Origin of the sequence: Winogradskyella sp. MIT101101, from assembly GCF_047126865.1 — a bacterium.
Taxonomy (GTDB): Bacteria; Bacteroidota; Bacteroidia; order Flavobacteriales; family Flavobacteriaceae; genus Winogradskyella; species Winogradskyella ouciana.
In genome coordinates, this window is record NZ_CP138982.1 from 2,966,724 (window position 1) to 2,990,257 (window position 23,534).

A 23,534-nucleotide genomic window follows, 5' to 3' on the forward strand; every position below is an offset into this window, starting at 1 on the left:
AATAAAAAATGATACAAAAAGGAACCAAAGTAAAATGGAAATGGGGAAATGGCACTGCCCATGGCACAGTCATTGAAACCCACACAGAAGAAGTTACAAAAACCATAAAAGGAAACGAAGTAACTAGGAAAGGAAAATCTGGTAATAAAGCGCTTTATATAGAACAGGAAGATGGAGATACGGTCTTAAAAAGTGAGAGTGAAGTCGAGCGAGCGGATTGATTTGTAAACGGTTTTAATTAACGTTATTTTTGGCAAAATTTTAAGCCCAATGAAATTCGCCATTATAAAAGAACGTAAAAACCCACCAGACAGACGTGTGGTATTCTCTCCTGAAACTTTAGCAGAAGCCAGAAAACGATTCCCAGATGCCGAATTTGTGGTTGAATCGTCAGATATTAGAGTGTTTCCTGATGAAGCTTACGCTAAGCTAGGCTTTGAAGTCACTGATGATGTCTCTGATGCCGATGTAATGATTGGAGTCAAGGAAGTTCCGATTGAAAATTTAATTCCAAATAAAAAATACTTCTATTTTTCTCATACCATAAAAAAGCAGCCTTATAACCGCAAACTGCTTAAGGCGATGTTGGCTAAAAATATTGTAATGTTTGATCATGAAACTATTGTTAATGATAAAGGTTTTAGATTAATAGGTTTTGGTCGCTATGCTGGTTTGGTAGGTGCTTACAATGGTTTCAGAGCTTTAGGTTTAAGGGATGGGTTGTTTAATTTACCAAAGGTAGAAACGCTTGCAGATCTAAATGAAGTTAAAGCTGAGTTAGATAAAATCACCATTCCGAATATTAAAATTTTATTGACTGGAACTGGGAAAGTAGCTCACGGAGCCAAAGAGATATTAGACCATTTGGGTATAGAGGAAATCAGTGATGCGCTCTATTTAACATCGCAGTTTACAGAGCCCGTTTACGTTATGGCGGACGTTATGGAATATGCCAAACGCAAAGACGGTAAAGTAGGCGACAAGTGGGAGTTCTATAAAGACCCAACAGGTTATGAGAGTAATTTTATGCCTTATGCCAAAGAAACCGATTATTTTATAGCAGGCCATTTCTACGGAAACAACGCACCATATCTGTTTACTAGAGAAGATGCCAAACATCCTGATTTTAAAATCAATCTAGTAGCGGATATTTCTTGTGATATTGATGGGCCTGTGGCTAGTACAATCCGTCCTTCAACCATCGCCAATCCTTTTTATGGTTATCATCCACAAACAGAACAAGAAGTTGCTTTTGATGCTAAGGATGCCATCACCGTTATGGCAGTGGATAATTTGCCATGCGAATTACCAAAGGATGCGAGTGAAGGTTTTGGTGAAACATTTGTAGAACATGTGATTCCTGCATTTTTTAATAATGACCAAGAAGGTGTTTTGAAGCGTGCTAGAATCACTACTGAAAATGGTAAACTGACAGAACGTTTTTCTTATCTTCAGGATTATGTAGATGGTGAAGCATAGAAATTCTTAAACATCCAATAACCAACTGCTAAAAAAGTTCCAAAACCTAGCGTAAACAACCAGGCATCTATATTCTGAAATGGTGCTAGAAGTATATTAAAAACATCAGCAATTAATACCTTCGGATTACTTATAATCTCCCAAGAGTTGTAACGTAAAAAACGACCTAAATATACTCCAAAGCCGCACAGTAATAAAATGAATAATGTCGAGGTAATTATAGGAACTTTCCTAAAGTGCTTTGCAATCAATTTTTGCATATCTAATATAGAAAGGTAGAAGAGGAGCAGGCCACTTAGGGCAAACGACAGTACCACCAAAACATCAAGCCATAATAATGCATCGTTACCAATCCTAATATGAATTAAGTCTGTGACTATATAAGGAGCATTTGGTAAAAACACCAGCCAAACTAAAAACCAAAACACTAGCTTGAGTTTACTGATAGCTGGTTTTGAGTTTAAATACATGGTAATTGTATATGGTATGATGGCCAAAAAGACATTCCAGACTAAAAAGAGATAAAAGAATGATTGATTTAGCTTTATTCTCACCATAAGTACAATGACGCTAAAAGTTAATGAAACTGTGACTAAGGATAGTGTTTTAAACTTTGACTGTATGAGTGTTTTTATAGTTTGCATAATGTTCTATTATTAATACTGAGATTATTCCGAGTGTATAGGCAACTAAATCCCCAAATTGAAACGTGCTTCCCAAAATGAGTTTAGCAGTAACACTATCTTGTAAATTAAAGTAGGCTAAGAAAGGTGTGAGTTGAAGCAACTCAATACCATAGGCAATTAAGAGGACGACCAAAGCTGAGGCCCTCACACTCAGGTTGGTGCATCCTCTAAAAATTGCATACAGTAAAATGACCACGAGATAGTCGCCGAAGGTGTAGCGAATAAATCCGGTTTTTATGATAAAGGCGATAGCCAATTCTATGAGAAATAAAGAATGTGCTAAGACCAGATAATTTTTGTTGAATTGAAGTTTTATGTTATTAATAATTTTCATTCTGTTTCATTTTTGGATAAAACCTCGCTCAAATCCTTAAAATTGGAAAAGAACGAGGTACATCCTGCTACTAACCATTGTTCCAGTCGATTTTTCTCGATACAAACATTACGATTGCTAGAATTACGAATAACCCAACACTGCCTACTAATAAGGCATAGTTTTCTAACTGAATTATCACATAAATGAATGCATATAATGCAGTTAATGAAAGCCCGATGAATAATGGGAATTTTATATTTTTTAAGATAGATTTGGAGTATAGGGTAATAAGAACGACTACAGATGTTCCGGCAATGAGATAAGCCTTTAAGAAATTACTGTGTTCTGACATGGACACTAGTAATGTATAAAACATAACCAAAGCCAGTCCAATCATTAAATATTGAAACGGATGAATATGTATTTTACTGAGTGTTTGAATGAGAAAAAACAACAGAAAGGTAAGTCCAATAACCAAAAATCCATATTTAGCTGAGCGTTCGCTTTTTTGATATTCATCTACCAACACAACGAACTTTGTTCCAAAACCAAATTGATTAAGGTTAGGAAGCTTGTTGAGGTAGATTTGCGAAAATGGACGATTTATAGACAGTACTTTCCAGTCGGCTTTAAAACCGTCTTTTGTAATACTTCTTGTCTCATCATTTGGCGAATAATTACCTATAAAACCTGGATCAGACCAATTAGACTCCATGGTCATAGTGGTTGTTTTGCCAACAGGTATGAGTTTGATTTGTTCACTACCATCGTAAGTAACATTCATGCTATATTCAAATTCTGATCTGAGCAATTCTTCATTAATAAAGTTAGTTTCTAATTCATCTAAATGAGATTTTGAATTATTATCGTAGAAATTGGTTTCAAAAGGATAAGAATCTCCATCCAAATCAATTAGCATTTCTGTTTTTATGCCTTTTAAATTGGTAGTTCTAAATAACATTGTGGCTTTGTTCCACATTATATCGTCGCCATTTATATCTTTTGTACTTAAATCTATAGCGTTAAATCGACCATTCATTTTCATTTTTGAAGTGAAAACAGCAGATTCAAAATTTCCTAGATATAATGATTTGGATTTTACATCAACATCTGTTTCTAATGTTTCAGGAAAAATATAGGCGTATTTTATGTGTGTTTTTGTCTCTTTGATGTAGGCCTTGGTTTTTTCGTTAAAAGTTGAAGTCTCTGTGTAAGTTTTATAAGGCAATTTTAAAACAGGTCCATAAATGGTGACGTCATTTCCCCATTTACTGTTTATTTCCCTCACTACATCTTGTTGTCTAAAGGCTCGTTCTTCAATTAATATATTGACAAAGGTTAGTGGAATCAATAAAACCATAATTAGAATTCCTACAACAATCATCCTTGCTGTAATTGAGGTTTTTAGCCAAGTACCAAATTTGTTGGGCTGGTTTGGTGTGTTTTGTTTTTCAGTGTTTTCCATGATGTTGAATAGGTTTATAAAGTACTTTGTATTTCAAAGTAAATGATTAAAAAAATAGATTTATGTAATGTTCATACGTTTAATATCCTGTTTGTAAGCTGATGGCAATAAAATTTCTTTTATCATCCAATCTAGCTTTATGCTTCTAAATAGTTTATACACTGAAATCATTGGTGTTAATAATGACGTTTTTCTCAAATTAAGCATTTCTCTTGCTGATTCTGGTAACAACAAAATCTGGGATTCCAGTAATAGACGATACCTTACGAAGCCTAAATGTTTTCTATATTGTTTATATAGATCTTTGGTTAAATTTCCGTTATCTAGGTTCTCTTCCAAATGTTTCTTTCTGGTAATTTGAAACTCGGAATAAGTGAGTGGCAGATTCTTAATTCCCATCCGTTGACCAACGCGATTGAATACATCTAACACTTCTTGTTTCTCTTCTGTTGACAACGGTCGTTGTAGCAGCTCATGTGAACGAATAGAATAATCAATCAGCATAAACAACACATCTTTAAACGCCCATTCCGGGATTTTTTGACCTCTATTTTTCTCCACAGTCCCATGAATGGCATTCATAGTATCAATAGCTTTTAAAGCAGAAGTTTCTTCTGAGAACACAATCGCTCTAGCATAGTTTACTGTAGAAAACAAACGACCCAAAGGGTCTTTGGGCAGCTTGCCAGTAAAATAAAGCCAGTCTACAGCTTTATTGAGCGCAAATTCGGCAGATGCACCAGCAAATACCAGTAAAATGGTATCGCTTGTGCCCCAAATTTGGCGGACTATAGAATCTTTATGTACAAACGGACTCATTTCTATTTTAGGTCTTTTTTATTAATTTTTCGAGGGCTTCAATATGTTTTTTAAATTCGGCTTTACCGAGTTTAGTGGCACTGTATCTTGTGTTTGATTTTCTACCTATAAATTGCTTTTCAACCAAGATATATTCTGCTTTTTCTAGGGCTTTGGTGTGGCTTGCCAAATTGCCGTCCGTAGCTCCCAATAGTTCCTTCAAGGTATTAAAATCGGCATATTCGTTTACCATAAGCACGGACATGATACCAAGCCGTATTCTATGGTCAAAAAGTTTGTTTATGTTGGTGATTATGCTCAAATTTCAGTATTCAGTATTCAGTATTCAGTATTCAGTATTTGCTTTGCGTCTTTTGCGTCTTTTGCGAGAAATTTATCTCCTATCATATTTAAAATGCATCCAAGTGCCATAAACTATATGCATAATTCCAAAACCAATGACCCATAACCAAAAGCCATAGCCAGGATAATAACTCGCTATAAGTCCCAAAATAATTTGAATATATCCCAAATATTTAATGTCACCAATACTGTATTTTGATGCACTGACCAAAGCCAGTCCATAAAAAATAAGCATCAATCCTCCTGTTTGTCCATAGCGACCTTGGTTTAAAATAATAAAGCAATAAACACCTCCAACAAGTAGCGGTATCAAAAAGTTAAAGAGCAATCTGCGAGACGAACTATCCCATATTTTTTCATTGTTCTTTTTAGCTTTTCTAGTAGTAAGGATAATTCCTGTAAGTACACTTAATAAAGCAACCAAAAGAAGAACAGACATGCAGGTCCAAAATACCCAACCATGAAAAATATACAATTTACCATCACTGTAAGTGTCAACCAGCCAATAGGCAACGGCCGCACCAATCAAAGCATAGATGCCAGCCAATACACCAGACAAACCGCTTAATGAAATAAAACGAGATGATTTATTCATTAAATTCTTAATCTCGCTGATGTCCTTTAGATAATCTTCGTTGCTCATAATAAAAAGTACTTTGAAATACAAAGTAAAGTATTTTATTTCAATTGAACAAAACTATTTTAGAAGATATTAACTAAATTTATGTTTTTAAGAATAAAAATTTAGAACGTTATGATAGAATTACTTTTAGCCATTGCAAACCTTGCTGGTGGTATACTACTCGGACTCGCTACACTTGATAAATGGGATGGTGAAAGCAATTTTTTTAATAAAATCGCAGGCTTTTTAGCACCATTTCAGACTGCTATTGGTCTTGGTTTAATCATTCTTGCTATTCTTGAGTTTTGGGATGGGCTATTATTTAATATTGCAAGTATTCTAGGGGGTATATTGTTATTAACCCACGCTTTTGGTAAAGTACCAGCATTAGAAACAAGTTTGAGAAAGTTATCTGCCAAGTTAATGCCTTTTAAAGCTATTATTGGAATTGGGTTAATAGTGATTGGTGTTATTCAATTGTTTTAGATGATTTTAAAGGAGAGACAGGCGTCATAATCAACATAAATGATTAACTCTTTACCATTTTTGTAGTTATATGGTATTTCTGCAATTTGTTTATCCCCTTTTTTAATGAATGTAATTGGCTCGAGGTTTAAAGAGGAATTGGTAAATTGATAATAATAAACTCTATCTGTATCTAACGAATCGAATGAGATTTGAATAGTTCGACTTGATTTAACCGTTCCTTTCATTTTTGATAACTCCAAACCTGAATTATAAAATCCTGGATGGATTATTGGTGAATAGAAAAAAGTTAGGCTTGATATAGGTTTTTCTAGTAACTGCCATTTTTTATCATCTGGAAAATGACTCCATACTAAATACTCGGGTTTTATTAAAAAATATGAATCATTAAATTCAAAGTAATCCTGTCTATTTTCTTCATTTCCAGTTGACCAAGTTGCATCAATAAGTTGCCACCTCTCATCTAAATAAACAGCATTCCATGCGTGATTTTCTTCATTTTTAACCTTGCCAATTTCCCTAATATCTGTTTTGGCATAGCCATCAATCACTTCACACTTAATTTCTATTTTATCTAAAACATATTTTAATAATTGGGCATAACCTTCGCAGACTGCCTTTTTCTCTTTGAGAACATTTTCTGAATATTCTAGCTGAATTTTTTCAAGTTCACTATCATCACTATAATGATATCCACTAATTCTGACGCTATTGGCACTTTTATAATCATAGATGATGTTATTGGAAATCCAATAATAGGCTGCTCTGGTTTTTTCCAAATCCGTATCAAAATCAGAATCGATTTTGTCAGCAAAACTTTCTATCGACTTAAAATCTTTTGGGTAGTTTTTTACTATAGAATCAACTATCGAATAATCTTGAGCGAAACTAATCTGAACCAAAAATAAAAATAGGGCTAGTAAGAATGTTTTCATATGACTAAATTAGTCAAAAATTATTCCAGTTTTGAATCCAGCTGAAGCCTATATATTAAAACAACCAGAGCCATATAAATCCATACTGCTTCAGTTGCAAAGCATTGTTGAGTCTATCGCTCCAAATTCTGAATTATTATTTAAATGGAGATTGCCGTTTTATTATTGTAATGGTATTCCGTTATGTTATTTAAACCAATCTAAGGATTATGTAGATCTAGCCTTTTGGCATGGTGAACGTTTTGAAAAGTATAAAGAACATTACGTTAAGGAAAACCGCAAAACAGTAATGTCGTTGCGCTACAGATCTGTTGAAGACATTGATGATGAGGTTGTCGTTTATGTGATTCAACAATTATTAGCTATTAATACCAATCCTTTTAAGCTGATTTTAAAACCTAATCGCTCTAAAAAGTAGCAACAAGTTTTCTAATAGCAACCAAATTACTCAATAAGCCTTCTAAATTATCTAAATGTAGCATATTAGCACCATCGCTTTTGGCGTTAGCCGGATCAAAATGCGTTTCAATAAACAGGCCATCTACATTATTAATGACTCCTGCTCTTGCAATAGTTTCAATCATGTCTGGTCGTCCACCTGTAACACCAATACTTTGGTTAGGTTGTTGTAAAGAGTGAGTGACATCTAAAACCGTAGGAGCGTATTGACGCATTGTTGGGATGCCGCGAAAATCCACAATCATGTCTTGGTAGCCAAACATCGTCCCTCTATCGGTAATCCAAGCTTTATCATTACCAGCATCTTTTACTTTTTGCACTGCATGTTTCATGGCTTCAGGACTCATAAATTGCCCTTTTTTTAGATTGACGACTTTTCCGGTTTCGGCTGCTGCAACAACCAAATCAGTTTGCCTAACCAAGAATGCAGGAATCTGCAATACGTCTACATATTCTGCAGCCATAGCCGCATCAGAAGCTTCATGAATATCGGTAACGGTAGGCACATCAAAAGTTTCGGAAACTTTTCTGAGAATTTTTAAAGCTTTTTCGTTGCCTATGCCTGTAAAACTGTCAATTCGACTTCTGTTTGCCTTTTTAAAGCTGCCTTTAAATACATAAGGAATTTCAAGTTTGTCAGTTATGGAAACGACTTTTTCAGCAATACGAAGTGCCATATCTTCACCTTCAATGGCGCAAGGACCACAAAGCAAAAAGAAATTATCGGATTCGGTGTGTTTTAATTTCGGAATAGTTATCAAAGTTTAGAGACTTAATATTAAGTCGCAAAGATAGTATTAAAATACCTTTTTTATACTGTTTCTAATAATCCAAAGCGACATTACAAAGTTTCCAATAACTAAAGCTCCGCCATAAAATAATAAGCGTTTGGCTGACTCAGACCAATTGACAATGTTGAGCAAATTAGACAAGTATGCTAATATGAGGTATGATGATAGACAAACAAAAACAATACCTAACGAAAAATTAAGGTTTCTGTTTGGCTTTATCAATTGCCATAAAAAAGGAATGCCAAATAGTAATATTGGATATGCCGAAATACCTTCACTTCTATTTATGTACGTAAACCAATAGGCTATTACCGATATAAAATATAGATAAGGTATAAATTTGGTGTATTTGCTAATTGTATTCATCTGTCTTTTATTTAAATCAGATTGTCTGCCGACAAGCTGGTGTAAATAGCCCAATTAGCGGTTGTTTAGTTGTGGGAAGGCTTTTTACTATTAATCAATCTTATAACTAAAATTACGAATAGAAATTGCATTTGGATTAAATAATAACATAATATTAACGAAGTGAGGATAATAAGGTGTACCTTTGCGCGCTTAAAATTTTGCGCCAATTATGAACAAGATTAAAAATATTGCAATCATTGCACACGTCGATCACGGCAAGACCACTTTGGTAGATAAGATTATGTACCATTGTCAACTTTTCCGTGAAAATGAGAATACAGGAGACTTAATTCTAGATAATAATGATTTAGAACGTGAGCGTGGTATTACAATTACTTCGAAGAATGTTTCTGTAGTCTATAAAGACACAAAAATTAATATTATAGATACTCCTGGTCACGCGGATTTTGGAGGTGAAGTAGAACGTGTTTTAAACATGGCTGATGGTGTCTTGCTTTTGGTGGATGCTTTTGAAGGTCCTATGCCACAAACGCGTTTTGTGTTGCAGAAAGCTATTGACTTAGGGTTAAAGCCATGCGTTGTCATCAATAAAGTAGATAAGGAAAACTGTACACCAGATGAGGTACATGAAAAGGTTTTTGATCTTATGTTTGAGCTTGGTGCAGAAGAATGGCAATTAGATTTCCCAACCGTTTATGGTTCTGCAAAGAACAATTGGATGAGTGAGGATTGGCAAGATGAAACTGACAACATCGAGCCATTATTGGATATGGTTATAGAACATATTCCTGAGCCAAAAATTGAAGAAGGTACTACCCAAATGTTGATTACATCTTTAGATTTCTCTTCATTTACCGGAAGAATTGCAATCGGTCGTTTAACGCGCGGCAATTTAAAGGCTAATCAGCAGATCTCATTAGTAAAAAGAGATGGCTCGATTGTGAAGAGTAGGATTAAAGAACTACATACGTTTGAAGGCTTAGGGCGTAAAAAAGTAGATGAGGTACGAACTGGAGATATCTGTGCTATAGTTGGACTTGAAGGTTTTGAAATAGGTGATACCGTTGCCGATTTAGAAAATCCTGAAGGGTTAAAGACCATAGCCATTGATGAACCAACAATGAGCATGCTATTTACCATTAACGATTCGCCTTTCTTTGGTAAGGATGGTAAGTTTGTAACCTCTCGTCATATTAAAGAGCGCTTAACCAAAGAGCTAGAAAAGAACTTGGCATTGCGTGTTGAAGAAACCGACAGTGCAGATAAGTTTATGGTGTTTGGTCGTGGTGTTTTGCATTTATCTGTTTTAATTGAAACGATGCGTCGTGAAGGTTATGAACTTCAGATAGGTCAGCCACAAGTAATCATTAAGGAAATAGATGGTGTAAAATGCGAACCTTTTGAAGAAATGACCATTGATTTGCCAGAAACTGTTTCAGGTAAAGCTATTGAAATGGTTACGATGCGAAAAGGGGAGATGATAAGTATGGAAGCCAAAGGTGACCGTATGGTTTGTCAGTTTATTGTACCTTCTAGAGGTATTATTGGTTTACGTAATCAATTGTTAACAGCAACTGCTGGTGAAGCTATTATGGCACACCGTTTCAAAGAATATCAACCGTTAAAAGGTGGTATTCCAGAACGTCAAAACGGATCTTTAGTTTCAATGGAAAACGGTCAAGCTATTCCTTATTCGATTGATAAATTACAAGACCGAGGCAAGTTTTTCGTTGATCCAGGTGAAGATATTTATGAAGGTCAGGTGATTGGTGAAAATTCTCGTGGTGACGATATGGTAGTTAATGTTACAAAAACCAAAAAGTTGAGTAATGTACGTTCTTCTGGAGCAGATGATAAGGCTAAAATTGTACCTGCAATTAAGTTTTCATTAGAAGAAGCTTTAGAATATATACAAAAGGATGAATATGTTGAGGTGACGCCGAACCACTTGAGATTACGTAAAATATTATTGAAGGAAGTAGATCGCAAACGTAACAAATCGATTTAACTTTCGAAAAAAGTAACATATAGAAAATAAAGAGAAATGCTTTGCGGTATTTCTCTTTTTTTATTTCTCTAATTTTGATGGTAAATAAACTTAAATGAAGTTTTTAGATAGATTTTTAAGAGATTGGCGAATTAAAAAAACTGAACCCTATGTAGAGCAAGGTGATAAAGTTTTAGACATTGGGTGTTTTGACGCAACTTTATTTGAAAAATTATCAATGAAGCCCATCGGAGAAAGTCTAGGTTTAGACCCTTTGCTAAAAAGGACAATAACTGGTAAAAACTATGCATTGTTAAAAGGTAAATTTCCTGAAGATTTGCCTAAAGGGAAAAAGTTTAATTGTATTACAATGTTGGCCGTGTTAGAACATATTCCAAAAGAAGAACAATCTAAGTTAAGTAACTATTGTTATAAGTATTTAGAATCTAAAGGACGTATTATTATTACCGTGCCTTCTCCATTTGTAGATCATATCCTTTGGGTTTTATCTAAACTGAGATTAATTGATGGCATGTCTCTAGAGGAACATTATGGATTTAAGGCAAAAGACACACCCAAATTGTTTGACAAAAATCAATTTAAATTATTGAACCATCGCACATTTCAACTTGGTTTAAATAATTTGTTTGTTTTTGAGAAAATAGGCTAAGCGTTATTTTTTTAAGCCTAAGACACTAAAAAACAAACTAAACAGAATGGTTTGAATACCGAGTTGTAGCAAAGTTATTGCAGGTATAATAATTCGTAAGGTTGTGCTCGTATCCAATGATCCATAATTTGTATCACTCCAAACGGACAAGCCTTTAAAGCTCAAAAACAGACCAATAAGCAGAAGGCAAAAACCGATAATTAAACCTTTCTCAAGGTTAATGATTTTAAAAAGTTTGTTATAACGTTTAGACTTCGGTAACAACTCATTTTCTACAGCAAAAATCTTGGTTAGACCATAAAATATAATGAATTGAAAACCTACCAATAGAAATGCAGATGTATATAATAATGTGTGTACGTCTAGTGTAATTCCACTAAACTCTAAAGGATTTATGATGAGCAATATGGATAAGATCAAACCAATTAAAGCCAATAGAATTCCAGGATAGAGAAAAAGCCAATTGGGCGCATAGAGCATTAAAAAACGCAAATGTCTCCAACCATCGCTCCATGTTTTTAAATGTGGTTTTCGGCTTCGTCCATCTTTTTTTAGTGTTGTTGGTACTTCGGTAATTGATAAATTGTTCAATCTAGATTTTACCACCATTTCTGAAGCAAACTCCATTCCAGAGGTTTTTAAATTCATTTTATTATAGGCTGACTTTGAGAACCCTCTTAAGCCACAGTGAAAATCATTGATTTTAATTTTAAAGAACAATTTTCCGATAAAAGACAATACAGGATTGCCAAGATATTTGTGCAAAAAAGGCATGGCATCCTTTTCAATACCACCTTTAAAACGATTGCCCATTACCAAATCAAATCCGTCGCGCAATTTATTGAGATATGGCATAAGATTGCTAAAATCATAACTATCGTCTGCGTCTCCCATAATGATATAAGTTCCGCTAGCGGTTTCAATACCTGTCTTTAGTGCGCTTCCATAGCCTTTTTGTGCGGCGTGTACAACTTTAGCATTTAGATTTTCAGCAATAGCAATAGAACCATCTGTACTACCATTATCTGCAATAACAATTTCTCCATTAATATCATTGGCCTTGAAAAATAATTGCACTTTTTTTATGCAAATAGCTAAGGTTTCTGCCTCGTTAAGGCATGGCATTACTATTGAAAGCTCAGGATTTTTGATCACGTTTAGTAAGGTTGTAGATGCTAATAAACAACAAAAATATTAAAGCATAATTATAAAACAGATAGCGTTGTATGGAATGTACTGCAAAAGCAATAAACATAGCATTAGATAGTATTAGAGACGATAAAAGAAATATGATGGCATATTTCTTTCTATGGTTAAGAAATGTTTTTATAAGGCTATAAAAAAAACATTATAACTACAAACCAAAGCAATAATTGGGATTTAAAACCATATGTAAGGTTTGCGTAAAATAATTTCAACCACTCCTTAAAGTTGTTTAAAATTAAAACCTTGGTAAATGCTTTACAGGCTTCTTCAGTTTTAAAAAAGGAATAAGCAGATTTTTTGCTTGTATCCCAGTTTTTAATTTCTGGCTGATTAAAATAGTACGACGTACCTATTACCCTAACGGTTTGATTACATATTTTAGGCAAATTATCATGAAAAAATTTATAAGATTCTTGCGTAGAGTAATCTGGTTTTGGCAATAGATTCTTATGTGCCAAAGTATCGTAACTTGTTTTTAAAATTTCCTGATAGTCTTTGTTTTTGAAGAGTTTGTAATCGTCATTGGCTGAAAGATAAATTGGAGCGGTAGAAGCGCTAGTATATCCTAGAGGTGTAGGTTTAAAGAACCCATCTTTAAGTTTGTGGTATGTTCTTTCGGAAAGGCTGGCAATGAGCATTATACCACAAAACATTAATACATTTAAAAGATGTTTTTTTTGGAATATTTCTTTTCTGTACATCAAAAAATAAGTAACAGCGAAAATAAGCGTGGAAATAATGAATTGACTTCTAATGGAAACCAGAAGGAGATAAGCAATTAAATAATACTTAATATAATGACCCTTTTTGTTAAATAGAACTTCCATACCTAATGCTATGAATAAAAGGTATAGTCCATATCCTAAACCTTCAGAACATAGGTTATTGGCAATGCTCAATGGTGGGAAAAAGGGAAAGAGCAATATGATGAGTAAGGGAAGCTTTGAAAGATTATTGAGTTGAAATAGTCTAGAGATCCTTGTGAAAAAATAGTGGACACCAAAAAGACTAAATACAGCATGAAAAGCAACAACGGCAACATCAAAATAAGTTCCAAAAACGGTACTAAAAACCTTAAAAAAAATCACATAACCCATTTGCCTAAAGGGCATCGCATTTAGATAGCTGTAGGTGTCTGGAGAATAAATGGGTTCATTGTATAAGCAATATAGAACTACAATTAGGTAGGCCACGAGTAATAAATATTTTTCTGGGCCTGGGTTTTTGTAATTGAATCTGAGCATTGTAGGGCTTAAAACTTAAATGTAAAAATAGAAAAAAGTATTGGGTTAAAATTCTTAGTTTTTTATTTCTCTGCAATAATATAGGTGCTAATGCCAAAAGGAAATTTGAAATATTTTAATATTTTATTTTCCAAGTTTAATAACATTAAAAGGGGTTTGTTTAACACTCCAATATGATAAAGGTCGCCCTTAGTTTGTTTTAGCTTCTTGGTTAAGAAAAGCTTGTTTATTTTTCTGATTATATACAGTGGAATAAATAAAGTTATGTTCCAATATCCAGATTTTTTAATCTTTAGATGACATTTTATGGCCATTTTAGTAAGTTGATTTTCGGTATACCTTCTAAAATGCATATTAACGACATCATGGTTACTCCACAAACTCATAAATGCTGGTACGAAAACATAGAGTTTACCATTTTCTTTAAGGTTTTGCTTCCAATTTTTTAAAGCATCATTGTCATTTTCAATGTGTTCTAGACAGTCTGATGCTATTATAATATCAAAATCTTGATTTAGTGCAATGTTTTCACCTGACATTACAAAACAGTTATTGAGGTTATTTTTACGGCAATTTTCTATGGCTTCTTCACTGATATCAATACCATATAAATTCTTTTTGTCGAAACCGTTTTTCACCAATTCCATTAATAATAAACCAGAGGAGCATCCTACATCAAGAATTTTACTGTTCTTATTTTCGTTTTTCAGTAATTGAATAATAAAATTTCTTCTAGATTTGAACCAGAAATGAGAATCTTCTAACTCGTGGTATTTTTTTTCGTAGTCTTTATCCATTGAATTGGGTAGAATATGTAAATATCATAAACAGATTTCTTATAGCATATTTTTTTAGCATTAAAATTTAGATAATGTATATGGCAATGGTTGTAAATCTTAATTCTTGATGCTTAAACTTATATTAGCAATAAACTTATAGGAATGAAAATGACACGTTTTCTTAAAAATGATCTATATGTTACAATTGTCATTATTGTATTCATACAGGTTATTCTTATGTTTCAAGGGTTTGATATTTGTGACGATGGATTTGTGTTAACTTTTTATCAGCAGATATTTTCTAACCCTGAAAGTGTGGAATATAATTTTCTATATTGGTTTTCAGGTGTGTTGGGTGGTCTCTGGCACCAACTTAATGAAGACGGAGGTATTATTTGGTTTAGAGTCTTGGGTGTTGTTACGAACACGTCAACGTTTATCTTGAGTTTTGAGATTCTAAAAAAATACATGCCTAGACCATTCTTGATTTTTAGTCTCTTAATGGTGCTATTTGTTAACGATTATGGTTTTTTAACCTTTTACCATAACCAAATCACATCTCTTTTAACGGTATTGATGGTCTATTTTTTGAGTAAAGGACTATTGAATCAAAAATATAAGTTGTTAATCATAGTTGGATTTATTTTCGTCTTAAACGGAATGACTCGACTTCCTAACTTTATTTTAATTAGTCTTTTCCTGGGTATTCCCGTTTATTTCTACTTAGAAAATGTAGAATATAAATCGATGTTAAAACCAATTGGGTTTTCAGTTTTAGGTGTGTTTTTAGGTTTTTTCTTCGTTTATCTCTTTCTTTCTATTAGCGGACAGCTTCACGTTATGGAAAATGCACTTTTTACGATGATGGATGTTGGTAACACGGAGGGCAGTGCACATAATTTTAAATCGGTGATTAAGGCACAATATTATAATCATTATAACATAGTAATCGCCTTTTTTCAATTTGCAGGACTATTTTTAATAACCACCATTACATTAATAATTGTAAAAAGACGCAAGTATTTATTGTATTTAATAGCCATGTTTTTTGGTGGCTTGTTAGTGTATTGGTTTCAGAGAAATGGTATCTTTTCAATTTATACACTGGCTTATATAGGTTCAATTTGGACTTTGTCTTCAAAAAGATTCAATACGGAAATTAGAATAATTGCCCTTATGGCATTTATAATGCTTGCTACAATGACCTTGGGCTCTGGAGGTGGTATAAAAAATAGTGGCTATATGACGATATGGCTAGGTTTTCCATTGTTCTATTTTGTACTTCAGATTATAGTTAAAAAGATTATGTCATCAACGGAATTGACCAAACAAGACTTTAACGCTGAAAAGAAGTCATTGGCAGTTTCAAAACTATTAGTGTACGCTTTAACAATTTCTTTTTTAACCTTTAAAGCTTATAATATTTCTAACGGTGCATATTTTGACAGTGGTAGTCGGTTGGATAAGACTTTTGCAATAAATAGCAAAAAAGCAAAGTACATTTATACTACTGAAGTCAGAGCAAAAATAGTAAACAACTTATTAGCAAATTTAGAGCATTATGTAGAACCTGGTGATTATCTATTCGCCTATGATCATATACCTATGGTGCATTATTTAACTAGTACATTACCATATACTTATAATCCTTGGCCTGGAATCTATGATCATTATTCTTTTAAAAAGAAAATAGAAAAAGCTGAAACTGAAATAGATGAATTGCCAATAGTGGTTGTTCAAAAGTTTGAAACAATTATTGAATTTTCTGAACCAATACCAGACTATATGGTCCCTGAAAAAAACAATTCCATTTTGCACGGAAGAAAATCCATAGAGTTAATGAATGATTTTTTAAAAAGAAACTATTACGAAGAAGTTTGGAGTGATAATTATTTCAGTATATACAAATCAGATAGGGCAAATAATTGAGTTGACTGATTTCTTTTATCTTAGCACATATACTTAATCGATACAATGGCAAATAATATTATATCTGTAATAATTCCTGTTTATAATGAAGCTGAGAACCTCTCGGAGCTATATGATAGAATAAAAAAAACGCTTGGATCTATAACAGATAGTTATCAGATTATATTTGTGAACGATGGTAGTAAAGATGATTCTTTAATTAAAATTTTATCCATAGCTGAAGATAACCCTAAGGTATTTTATCTCAGTCTTAGTAGGAATTTCGGCCATCAAATAGCGGTCTCGGCTGGCTTAGAGCATTGCGATGCAGAATGTACCGTTATTATAGATGCAGATTTACAAGACCCTCCGGAATTAATTTCAGAATTGTATACAAAGTATACCGAAGGTTTTGATGTAGTATATGCAAAACGAAATAAACGAGAGGGTGAATCTTTTCTTAAAAAATTCACGGCAAAACTTTACTATAGATTATTAAAACGATGGGTGTCTTTTGACATTCCATTAGATGCAGGTGATTTTAGATTGATTTCAAGAAAAGTTGTCAAGGCTATTAACAAAATGCCTGAGCAGAATAAGTTTTTAAGAGCCCAAATAGCTTGGCTAGGCTTTAAACAAACTCATGTGTTTTTTAATAGGGATACCAGGAAGCATGGTAAGAGTGGTTATTCTTATGGTAAAATGTTACGATTAGCTTTTGATGGTATTACGGGTTTTTCAGATAAACCACTTTTATTTGTTAGTCGATTGGGTTTTGTAATTTCAATTTTCTCTTTCCTTTTGATTATTTATGCCGTCTTTTCTCACTACATTCTCCAAGTGACCATTACAGGTTGGACGTCATTGCTCATAAGTACTGCATTTATTGGTGGAATCCAGCTGCTTTCAATTGGTGTAATAGGTGAATATATCAGCAGAATTAATTCTAATGTAAAAGGACGGCCGTTATATATCTTAGATTCTACTAACATCAGTGTTGAGGAAAATAACAATTCATAAGCTTATATCTTTTAGGTAAATACTTTAAAATTTGTACTTTCACACCAAGTGAATTCTAAATTTTTGAAACTATTTACACGGTTAAAACATATACATTTACTTGTAAAAGCATCTGGGATAATTTCGTCTCTATAAGTAACCAAGACACTTTTCTCTTTCATAGGGATTTTATGGATTATCATAGTGATAGATTCGAGGATTATTCTTTTATGATATATAAAAAGGATAAGTTAGTAGCGCTTTTGCCAGCCAATAGGACTGGTAATGAGGTGTACTCCCACCAAGGCTTGAGTTATAGTGGATTGATTTACAAAAAAGATTTAAAATCTGAAGAGATTATTGAGACCTTTAAAGCAATATTAAAATTTCTAAATGAAAATGATATTGTCAGGTTTATTCTAAAGGAAATCCCGAACATTTATTTGCATAACACTACTAACAACCCTTTAACTTATTTATGTTTTAAAACTCAGGCCAAATTGGTAAGAACCGATATGCATTCTGTAGTAGATTTACAATTTAAGTCTTATTCCAATAGCAGAAAAGAGGGTTTAAAAAGAGGACAGAAGCACAACCTAATAGTAAAAGAAACGGATAGTTTTGATGACTTTTGGAATACTATTTTAATTCCCAATTTAAAATCAAAACACGGTGTGGAGCCTGTCCATAGTCTAGAGGAAATAGGTCTTTTAAAGTCTAGATTCCCAAAAAATATAAGGCAATTCAATGTGTTCTATAATGATGAGCTCGTTGGTGGTACCACAATTTTTGAAACCGAAAATGTTGCACATTGTCAATATATTTCAGGAAATTCTGATAAGAATGAATTGGGTAGCTTAGATTTTTTGCATATTCATTTATTGGATAATGTTTATATGGACAAAAAATATTTCAGTTTTGGAACGTCTAATATCGAATCCGGACAAAAAATAAATCAAGGACTTCAATTCTGGAAAGAAGGTTTTGGTGCGCGTTCAATAACCCAAGCGTTTTACAATATTGAAACAGAAAACTATAAACTTTTAGAGGATGTTTTTATATGATTAAGTTTTTAGATCTTCATAAAATAAACAATAGATTTCACGATGAACTAGAAGCCTCGTTCAGTAGCTCGTTGGATGCTTCCCATTTTATATTAGGAGATAATGTTTCAAAGTTCGAAAATGAGTTTGCCCATTACTGTGGTACAGAATACTGTGTGGGTACAGCAAGTGGGTTAGATGCACTGACACTAATATTAAAAGGCTATATAGAAATTGGAAAACTCAATAAGGGTGATAAGGTTATAGTGCCAGCCAATACGTTTATCGCTACAATTCTATCAGTGCTACACGCGGATTTAGAACCCGTTTTAGTAGAACCTAATCCTGAGACTTACAATCTTTCAGTTGAGGAAACAGAAATAGCTATAACGAAAGATGTCAAGGCAATTATTATGGTACACCTATATGGTCAGTTAGCTGATATTGAAAGCCTAAAGCTACTATCTGAGAAGCACAATTTGTTGTTAATTGAAGATGCGGCCCAGGCGCATGGTGCAGTGGCAATTTCCAAAAATCAAAAACTAAATTCCAAAACTATAAAAGCTGGTAACTTAGGGCATGCCGCTGCCTTTAGTTTTTATCCGAGTAAAAATTTAGGAGCTTTGGGAGATGGTGGTGCTGTGACAACAAACGATTCGGATTTATACGATGCCATTGCTTTGTTGAGAAATTATGGTAGCAGTGTGAAATATAGCCATGAAATCATTGGCTTTAATAGTAGATTGGATGATCTACAAGCTGCTTTTTTGAGTGTAAAACTAAAGTCTTTAGATGTAGATAATCAAAAAAGAAGAACTATTGCAAAGCAATATATTAATGAAATTGATAACTCTAAAATACAACTGCCATTTTATAACGGGACAGATAGCCATGTCTTTTATGCATTTGTGGTCGTAGTAGACGATAGAGAAGATTTTATAAAATTCTTAAACCAAAATAATATTGAATGGTTAATCCATTATCCTATTCCACCACATAAGCAAAAAGCACTTCATCGATTTTCTCATTTAAATCTGCCTATTACTGAGCAAATCCATAAAAGAATTATAAGTTTGCCTATAAGCCCAATTATAACTGATAAAGAGGTGCAAACTGTAATTAAAGTTCTTAATACTTACTAATTGAAAAAGTTTTTCTATTACATAAACAATAAAGTTCTGATAAAGGCAGCCAACTTAAATACTGCCAATATTAGTATTAAGATTATTGCAGGTATAATTATTACTAAGTTTATCGCCATTTTTATTGGTCCGGAGGGTATGGCCCTTATTGGAAATCTAAGAAATTTTTTGAGCACCATACAATCTATTGCCATAGCAGGTCTTTATGATGGTGTTGTTAAACTAATAGATAAGTGCAAGAACAATTTTACTGAGCTTACGAGCACATTATCTACAGTCTTTTATTTTGGCTTTTTTTCGTCAATTCTTTTAGCGTTTCTATGTTATTATAATGCCGAATATATTAACGGTTTAATATTTCTAAACAATAACTATACTTACGTTATTGAGACCATGGCTCTTGTTTTGCCATTCTATGCCTTAAATATGTTTGTGTTCTCAATAATGAATGGCTTTTCTAAGTATAGAATCTTATTGGTCATCAATATTATTGGTCAGATTTTGGGACTGTTAGTCACGTTGCTTTTAATTAAACAAGAAAACATTGATGGTGCATTGATTGCTGTTGTTATTACACCAGCATTGAGTCTGTTGATTACCATTGTGGGTATTGCATTTAGGAAAAGCTTTATGTCTAGCATAAACATTACTAACATTAAATTTTCTGTACTCAAAAATTTAAGCCCTTTTATGATCATGGCATTGGTGTCTTCAATAGCATTACCAATTGTTTATATCATAATCAGAAACTATCTCATTGCTGAAATTGGTATTAAGGAAGCCGGTTATTGGACAGCCGTAACGCGCGTGTCGGATTATTATTTAATGTTTATAAATTCGTTGATGGCGCTCTATATTTTACCTCGTTTTTCAGAAATTAATACACGTGAGGAATTTAGAAAAGAGGTATTTAGTTTTTATAAGACTGTGCTTCCAATCTTTGCAGTTCTGCTAGGTATTATTTATTTAAGTAGAAGCCTGTTGGTAAATCTTTTGTTCACCGAAGAGTTTAGACCTGTAGAAGACTTATTTGGATATCAAATTTTAGGTGATTTTATTCGTGTAATGTCCATGGTTATAGCTTATCAATTTTTGGCCAAAAAGATGTTTGCCCATTTTATTATCATCGAAGTGTTTTTATTCATTATAATGTATGTGTCTAGTGTTTACCTCATTGATATCTTTGGGTTAAAAGGTGCAGTTATGGGACATTGTCTGAGCTATTTTATGCATTTTGGGATTATATTGCTCATTTTTGGCAGTTCTCTGTTTGGTGTAATCAATGACAAAGGAACAGATGACTTTTAAAACAGTAACTCGTGAAACTTCCTAAATTTTTTAGTGGTAATACAGTTCTTAAGATTACATCGCTTAACGCTGTAGTTATAACTATTAGGCTTGTTGTTTCTGTATTTATTCAACGCTTATTAGCAATTACAGTTGGTGAAGCTGGTATTGCTAGTATAGGACAAGTTAGAAACGTTATGGTGATGCTTACCAGCACATCTACTATGGGAATCTTTAGTGGTGTGGTAAAATATGTAGCTGAGTATAAGGAAGATAAGCCAGAACTTGCTAAGCTTTTTTCTACGGCAACGATTTTTGTTATCATCGGTTCTGTTGTTTCTGCTTTAATCTTGTTTATTGGGTCAAGCTATTTTTCTAATTATCTTTTTAAGTCAGATGACTTTGTATATGTATTTAAGTTATTGGCTGTAATTGTTCCTTTTATAGCTGTTAGTAGAACTATTAATGGTATTGTTAGTGGCCTTTCGGATTATAAGAAGTATGCTAAAATTGAACTTATAAGTTATCTCTTAGCTACGGTTGCTATTCTTATAGGTCTGTATACGTCAAAATTAGAAGGTGTAATTATCGCAATTGCAATTGCACCAATGATCCAACTTGTTGTTTTAGGTTTTGTGTTTGGCAAAACATTAAGGGAATATATGAGTTTTAAGAGTTTAAAATTCAACCTTATTTATAAGAACAAACTTTTGGCATTTACACTAATGTCGTTTGTCTCTGCATTTCTACTCAATTATATAGAAATTAACATCAGAACAACTGTAGCCAATGAAATTAATATTAACGAAGCAGGTTATTGGACAGCGATTACCTTTATCTCAAAAAACTACATGGTATTTGCAACAGGCTTGTTTACACTGTATGTAATACCAAAATTTGCAAATATCCACAACAAAACGGATTTTAAAAATGAAGTCTTTAGTATCTATAAAACCATTTTGCCAATCTTTGGGTTGGGTATGTTATTGGTTTACCTATTTAGAAATTTAATAATAGAAATTATCTATCCGGATTTTACAGGAATGGAACCCTTATTTAAATGGCAGTTATTGGGCGATTTTATTCGTCTGTGTGCATTGGTATTAGCGCATCAGTTTTTAGCAAAACGATTGGTTAAGAGCTTTGTTGTTACGGAGATTATTTCATTGGTGTTATTTTTTGTACTTACCAAAATATTTATTCAGTATTATGGTACAGAAGGTGTTGTAATGGCACATTTAGTACGTTTTATTATATACTTTGCCATTGTGATATTTGTTATAAGATTGTATTACAGTAATAAACAATCAAAGCCGTCTTAGCCTATTATTCTTTGTTTTCTTGCCATGTTTTTAAGTAGTTTTTGGCGGAAGATATATAATTATGGTGCTCTTCTATAAATTGTCTGGCATTTTTCGAAATTTCAGTAATCTTATTAGGGTTATTAATTAACCATTCCAGTTTTTTTGCAATATGCGTAGCATTAGGTAATGCGTTGATTGCAACAGTGTCTTCTTCAACGTTATAATAATTTGACCATTCTTTTTCTGCACCTGTAAACACAACCTTACCTTGTGCCATAGCTTCAAGAGCATTGTAACCTTGGTCGTATGCATAAATTTGGTCTAAAACAATATGAGCTCCATTTAAGGCTTTTATGTAATCCTTATACGGTATACTTTGAACAGTTATGATTTTTATTCGTTCACTATAATTAATACTTAAGATTTCTAAGGCTTCTTCAAAAATATCATTCCCTTTTTTATAGTAATTATTTGAGTTAATGCCATGAAAAATAATAATCTTCCCTTCAGTCTTTGGTCTTTTATACATTAAAACATCCGTATTTACAGGATTTGGTATTAGTCCTAAATATTTTGGATGGTTTTTCAATGGTAAATGATAATCTATGTCTGAGGCAATAACACCATTGATATTTTCATAAATGTGTTTATGAAGCTTTTTAAATTCAGGCTTCAAAAATTTAAGGCCATAGGCACTAATAAAAGTTCTATCCTTTCCGTTTTTATAAGGTGTTAAGATTGAATATCTTAGTTTATCGGCATTGGCATATGAAACACTTATAAAGTCTGTGCCGCATGATAACAGGTAAATATTATTATTCCATGAAGAGATTAAATCAAAAATATCCTTTTCGATTTTTGCAGTACAACCAAAAGGAGCTTCGTTAATAAACTGTACAACATCATAATTGCTCAGCTGCGGTTGCAACCTTTTAACTTGGCTTTTTATGTTAATGGATTCAAGATCAATACCACTAATGAGATATAATAAGTTTTTAATCTTTTGTTTGAGCCCTGTCTGATATCTTTTCTCAATCAGTAAATCAACATTGTACTTTTTAAACCCGTCAAAAGATGCAACGATGGTGACATCATGGTTCAATCGCAATAGACCTTCCTTTAACGAATTATGAAGCCTGCTATATTCGCCAACCAATAAAATTTTCATTTATATGATTACATTTGCTTCAAAGATA

The 23,534-nt window shown here is 33.0% G+C and carries 25 protein-coding genes; 12 read left to right on the plus strand and 13 right to left on the minus strand.

Translation table 11 applies throughout. The features are described 5' to 3' along the window. The first annotated feature begins 8 nt into the window (after positions 1-8). Positions 9-221 (plus strand): DUF2945 domain-containing protein, encoded by a 213-nt coding sequence (locus tag SIB89_RS13360; protein ID WP_412560165.1) that lies wholly within the window; start codon positions 9-11, stop codon positions 219-221. Positions 222-270: 49 nt separating this feature from the next. After that, a complete protein-coding gene (locus SIB89_RS13365; RefSeq protein ID WP_412560166.1) occupies positions 271-1,479 on the plus strand; it encodes an NAD(P)-dependent oxidoreductase in 1,209 nt (402 codons plus the stop codon). Here SIB89_RS13365 and SIB89_RS13370 read toward each other — a convergent pair. From SIB89_RS13370 to SIB89_RS13395, 6 genes are all read right to left on the minus strand, one after another. After that, the gene (locus SIB89_RS13370; RefSeq protein ID WP_412560167.1) at positions 1,458-2,123 is read right to left on the minus strand and encodes a DUF1361 domain-containing protein; all 666 of its coding nucleotides are present in this window, start codon (positions 2,121-2,123) and stop codon (positions 1,458-1,460) included. The genes SIB89_RS13365 and SIB89_RS13370 overlap by 22 nt on opposite strands. Continuing rightward, positions 2,086-2,499, minus strand: coding sequence for a DUF2809 domain-containing protein (locus SIB89_RS13375; protein ID WP_412560168.1), 414 nt, complete (start codon positions 2,497-2,499; stop codon positions 2,086-2,088). The genes SIB89_RS13370 and SIB89_RS13375 overlap by 38 nt, the downstream gene beginning before the upstream one ends. A gap of 70 nt (positions 2,500-2,569) precedes the next feature. Then, positions 2,570-3,946: a cell envelope integrity protein CreD gene (gene creD / locus SIB89_RS13380; protein WP_412560169.1), complete on the minus strand. Its 1,377-nt coding sequence runs from the start codon at positions 3,944-3,946 to the stop codon at positions 2,570-2,572. Between the two features lie 60 nt (positions 3,947-4,006). After that, positions 4,007-4,765, minus strand: a complete 759-nt coding sequence (locus SIB89_RS13385; protein WP_412560170.1) for an oxygenase MpaB family protein — start codon at positions 4,763-4,765, stop codon at positions 4,007-4,009. Between the two features lie 7 nt (positions 4,766-4,772). Beyond that, positions 4,773-5,066, minus strand: coding sequence for a winged helix-turn-helix domain-containing protein (locus SIB89_RS13390; protein ID WP_412560171.1), 294 nt, complete (start codon positions 5,064-5,066; stop codon positions 4,773-4,775). Positions 5,067-5,138: 72 nt separating this feature from the next. Next, positions 5,139-5,750 carry a hypothetical protein gene (locus SIB89_RS13395; protein ID WP_412560172.1) on the minus strand — a complete coding sequence of 204 codons (612 nt, stop codon included), beginning with the start codon at positions 5,748-5,750 and terminating at the stop codon, positions 5,139-5,141. Positions 5,751-5,861: 111 nt separating this feature from the next. Here SIB89_RS13395 and SIB89_RS13400 point away from each other — a divergent pair, with 111 nt between their 5' ends. Continuing rightward, the gene (locus SIB89_RS13400; RefSeq protein WP_155088556.1) at positions 5,862-6,215 is read left to right on the plus strand and encodes a hypothetical protein; all 354 of its coding nucleotides are present in this window, start codon (positions 5,862-5,864) and stop codon (positions 6,213-6,215) included. Here SIB89_RS13400 and SIB89_RS13405 read toward each other — a convergent pair. Beyond that, positions 6,212-7,150, minus strand: a complete 939-nt coding sequence (locus SIB89_RS13405) for a transglutaminase domain-containing protein (protein ID WP_412560173.1) — start codon at positions 7,148-7,150, stop codon at positions 6,212-6,214. The two genes, SIB89_RS13400 and SIB89_RS13405, sit on opposite strands and share 4 nt — an antisense overlap. Before the next feature lie 31 nt (positions 7,151-7,181). Between SIB89_RS13405 and SIB89_RS13410 the strand changes: the two genes are divergently transcribed. After that, entirely contained in the window at positions 7,182-7,568 is a 387-nt protein-coding gene (locus SIB89_RS13410) for a DUF1801 domain-containing protein (RefSeq protein ID WP_412560174.1), read from the plus strand. Here SIB89_RS13410 and kdsA read toward each other — a convergent pair. Both kdsA and SIB89_RS13420 read right to left on the minus strand, forming a co-directional pair. Next, positions 7,558-8,361, minus strand: coding sequence for a 3-deoxy-8-phosphooctulonate synthase (kdsA, locus tag SIB89_RS13415; protein ID WP_412561919.1), 804 nt, complete (start codon positions 8,359-8,361; stop codon positions 7,558-7,560). The genes SIB89_RS13410 and kdsA overlap by 11 nt on opposite strands. A 45-nt stretch (positions 8,362-8,406) precedes the next feature. Further along, positions 8,407-8,766 carry a hypothetical protein gene (locus SIB89_RS13420; RefSeq protein ID WP_155088559.1) on the minus strand — a complete coding sequence of 120 codons (360 nt, stop codon included), beginning with the start codon at positions 8,764-8,766 and terminating at the stop codon, positions 8,407-8,409. A gap of 211 nt (positions 8,767-8,977) precedes the next feature. On the opposite strand from SIB89_RS13420, the gene typA reads away from it, so the two are divergent. Both typA and SIB89_RS13430 read left to right on the plus strand, forming a co-directional pair. Further along, positions 8,978-10,777, plus strand: a complete 1,800-nt coding sequence (gene typA / locus SIB89_RS13425; RefSeq protein ID WP_412560175.1) for a translational GTPase TypA — start codon at positions 8,978-8,980, stop codon at positions 10,775-10,777. Positions 10,778-10,871: 94 nt separating this feature from the next. Then, complete coding sequence (locus SIB89_RS13430) at positions 10,872-11,426, plus strand: methyltransferase domain-containing protein (RefSeq protein ID WP_412560176.1); 555 nt, start codon at positions 10,872-10,874, stop codon at positions 11,424-11,426. A gap of 3 nt (positions 11,427-11,429) precedes the next feature. Here SIB89_RS13430 and SIB89_RS13435 read toward each other — a convergent pair whose 3' ends face one another. The 3 genes from SIB89_RS13435 to SIB89_RS13445 form a co-directional block, all read right to left on the minus strand. Next, positions 11,430-12,581, minus strand: coding sequence for a glycosyltransferase family 2 protein (locus tag SIB89_RS13435; RefSeq protein WP_412560177.1), 1,152 nt, complete (start codon positions 12,579-12,581; stop codon positions 11,430-11,432). 179 nt (positions 12,582-12,760) lie between these two features. Beyond that, a complete protein-coding gene (locus tag SIB89_RS13440) occupies positions 12,761-13,876 on the minus strand; it encodes a hypothetical protein (protein ID WP_412560178.1) in 1,116 nt (371 codons plus the stop codon). A 62-nt stretch (positions 13,877-13,938) separates the two neighbouring features. Continuing rightward, complete coding sequence (locus tag SIB89_RS13445; protein WP_412560179.1) at positions 13,939-14,673, minus strand: class I SAM-dependent methyltransferase; 735 nt, start codon at positions 14,671-14,673, stop codon at positions 13,939-13,941. 144 nt (positions 14,674-14,817) lie between these two features. Between SIB89_RS13445 and SIB89_RS13450 the strand changes: the two genes are divergently transcribed. The 6 genes from SIB89_RS13450 to SIB89_RS13475 all read left to right on the plus strand — a co-directional run bounded on the left by SIB89_RS13450 (position 14,818) and on the right by SIB89_RS13475 (position 22,356). Then, positions 14,818-16,584, plus strand: coding sequence for a hypothetical protein (locus SIB89_RS13450; protein WP_412560180.1), 1,767 nt, complete (start codon positions 14,818-14,820; stop codon positions 16,582-16,584). A 45-nt stretch (positions 16,585-16,629) separates the two neighbouring features. Continuing rightward, on the plus strand, positions 16,630-17,583 hold the full coding sequence (locus SIB89_RS13455; RefSeq protein ID WP_412560181.1) for a glycosyltransferase family 2 protein: 954 nt from the start codon (positions 16,630-16,632) through the stop codon (positions 17,581-17,583). Between the two features lie 170 nt (positions 17,584-17,753). Beyond that, positions 17,754-18,626: a GNAT family N-acetyltransferase gene (locus tag SIB89_RS13460; protein WP_412560182.1), complete on the plus strand. Its 873-nt coding sequence runs from the start codon at positions 17,754-17,756 to the stop codon at positions 18,624-18,626. Further along, positions 18,623-19,747, plus strand: coding sequence for a DegT/DnrJ/EryC1/StrS family aminotransferase (locus SIB89_RS13465; protein WP_412560183.1), 1,125 nt, complete (start codon positions 18,623-18,625; stop codon positions 19,745-19,747). Before SIB89_RS13460 ends, SIB89_RS13465 begins: the two co-directional genes overlap by 4 nt. Continuing rightward, positions 19,748-21,055, plus strand: a complete 1,308-nt coding sequence (locus tag SIB89_RS13470; protein WP_412560184.1) for an O-antigen translocase — start codon at positions 19,748-19,750, stop codon at positions 21,053-21,055. Positions 21,056-21,066: 11 nt separating this feature from the next. Further along, positions 21,067-22,356, plus strand: a complete 1,290-nt coding sequence (locus tag SIB89_RS13475; RefSeq protein ID WP_412560185.1) for an O-antigen translocase — start codon at positions 21,067-21,069, stop codon at positions 22,354-22,356. 4 nt (positions 22,357-22,360) lie between these two features. Here the strand turns inward: SIB89_RS13475 and SIB89_RS13480 are convergent, their stop codons facing one another. Further along, positions 22,361-23,506 carry a glycosyltransferase gene (locus tag SIB89_RS13480; protein WP_412560186.1) on the minus strand — a complete coding sequence of 382 codons (1,146 nt, stop codon included), beginning with the start codon at positions 23,504-23,506 and terminating at the stop codon, positions 22,361-22,363. Positions 23,507-23,534 lie beyond the last annotated feature (28 nt).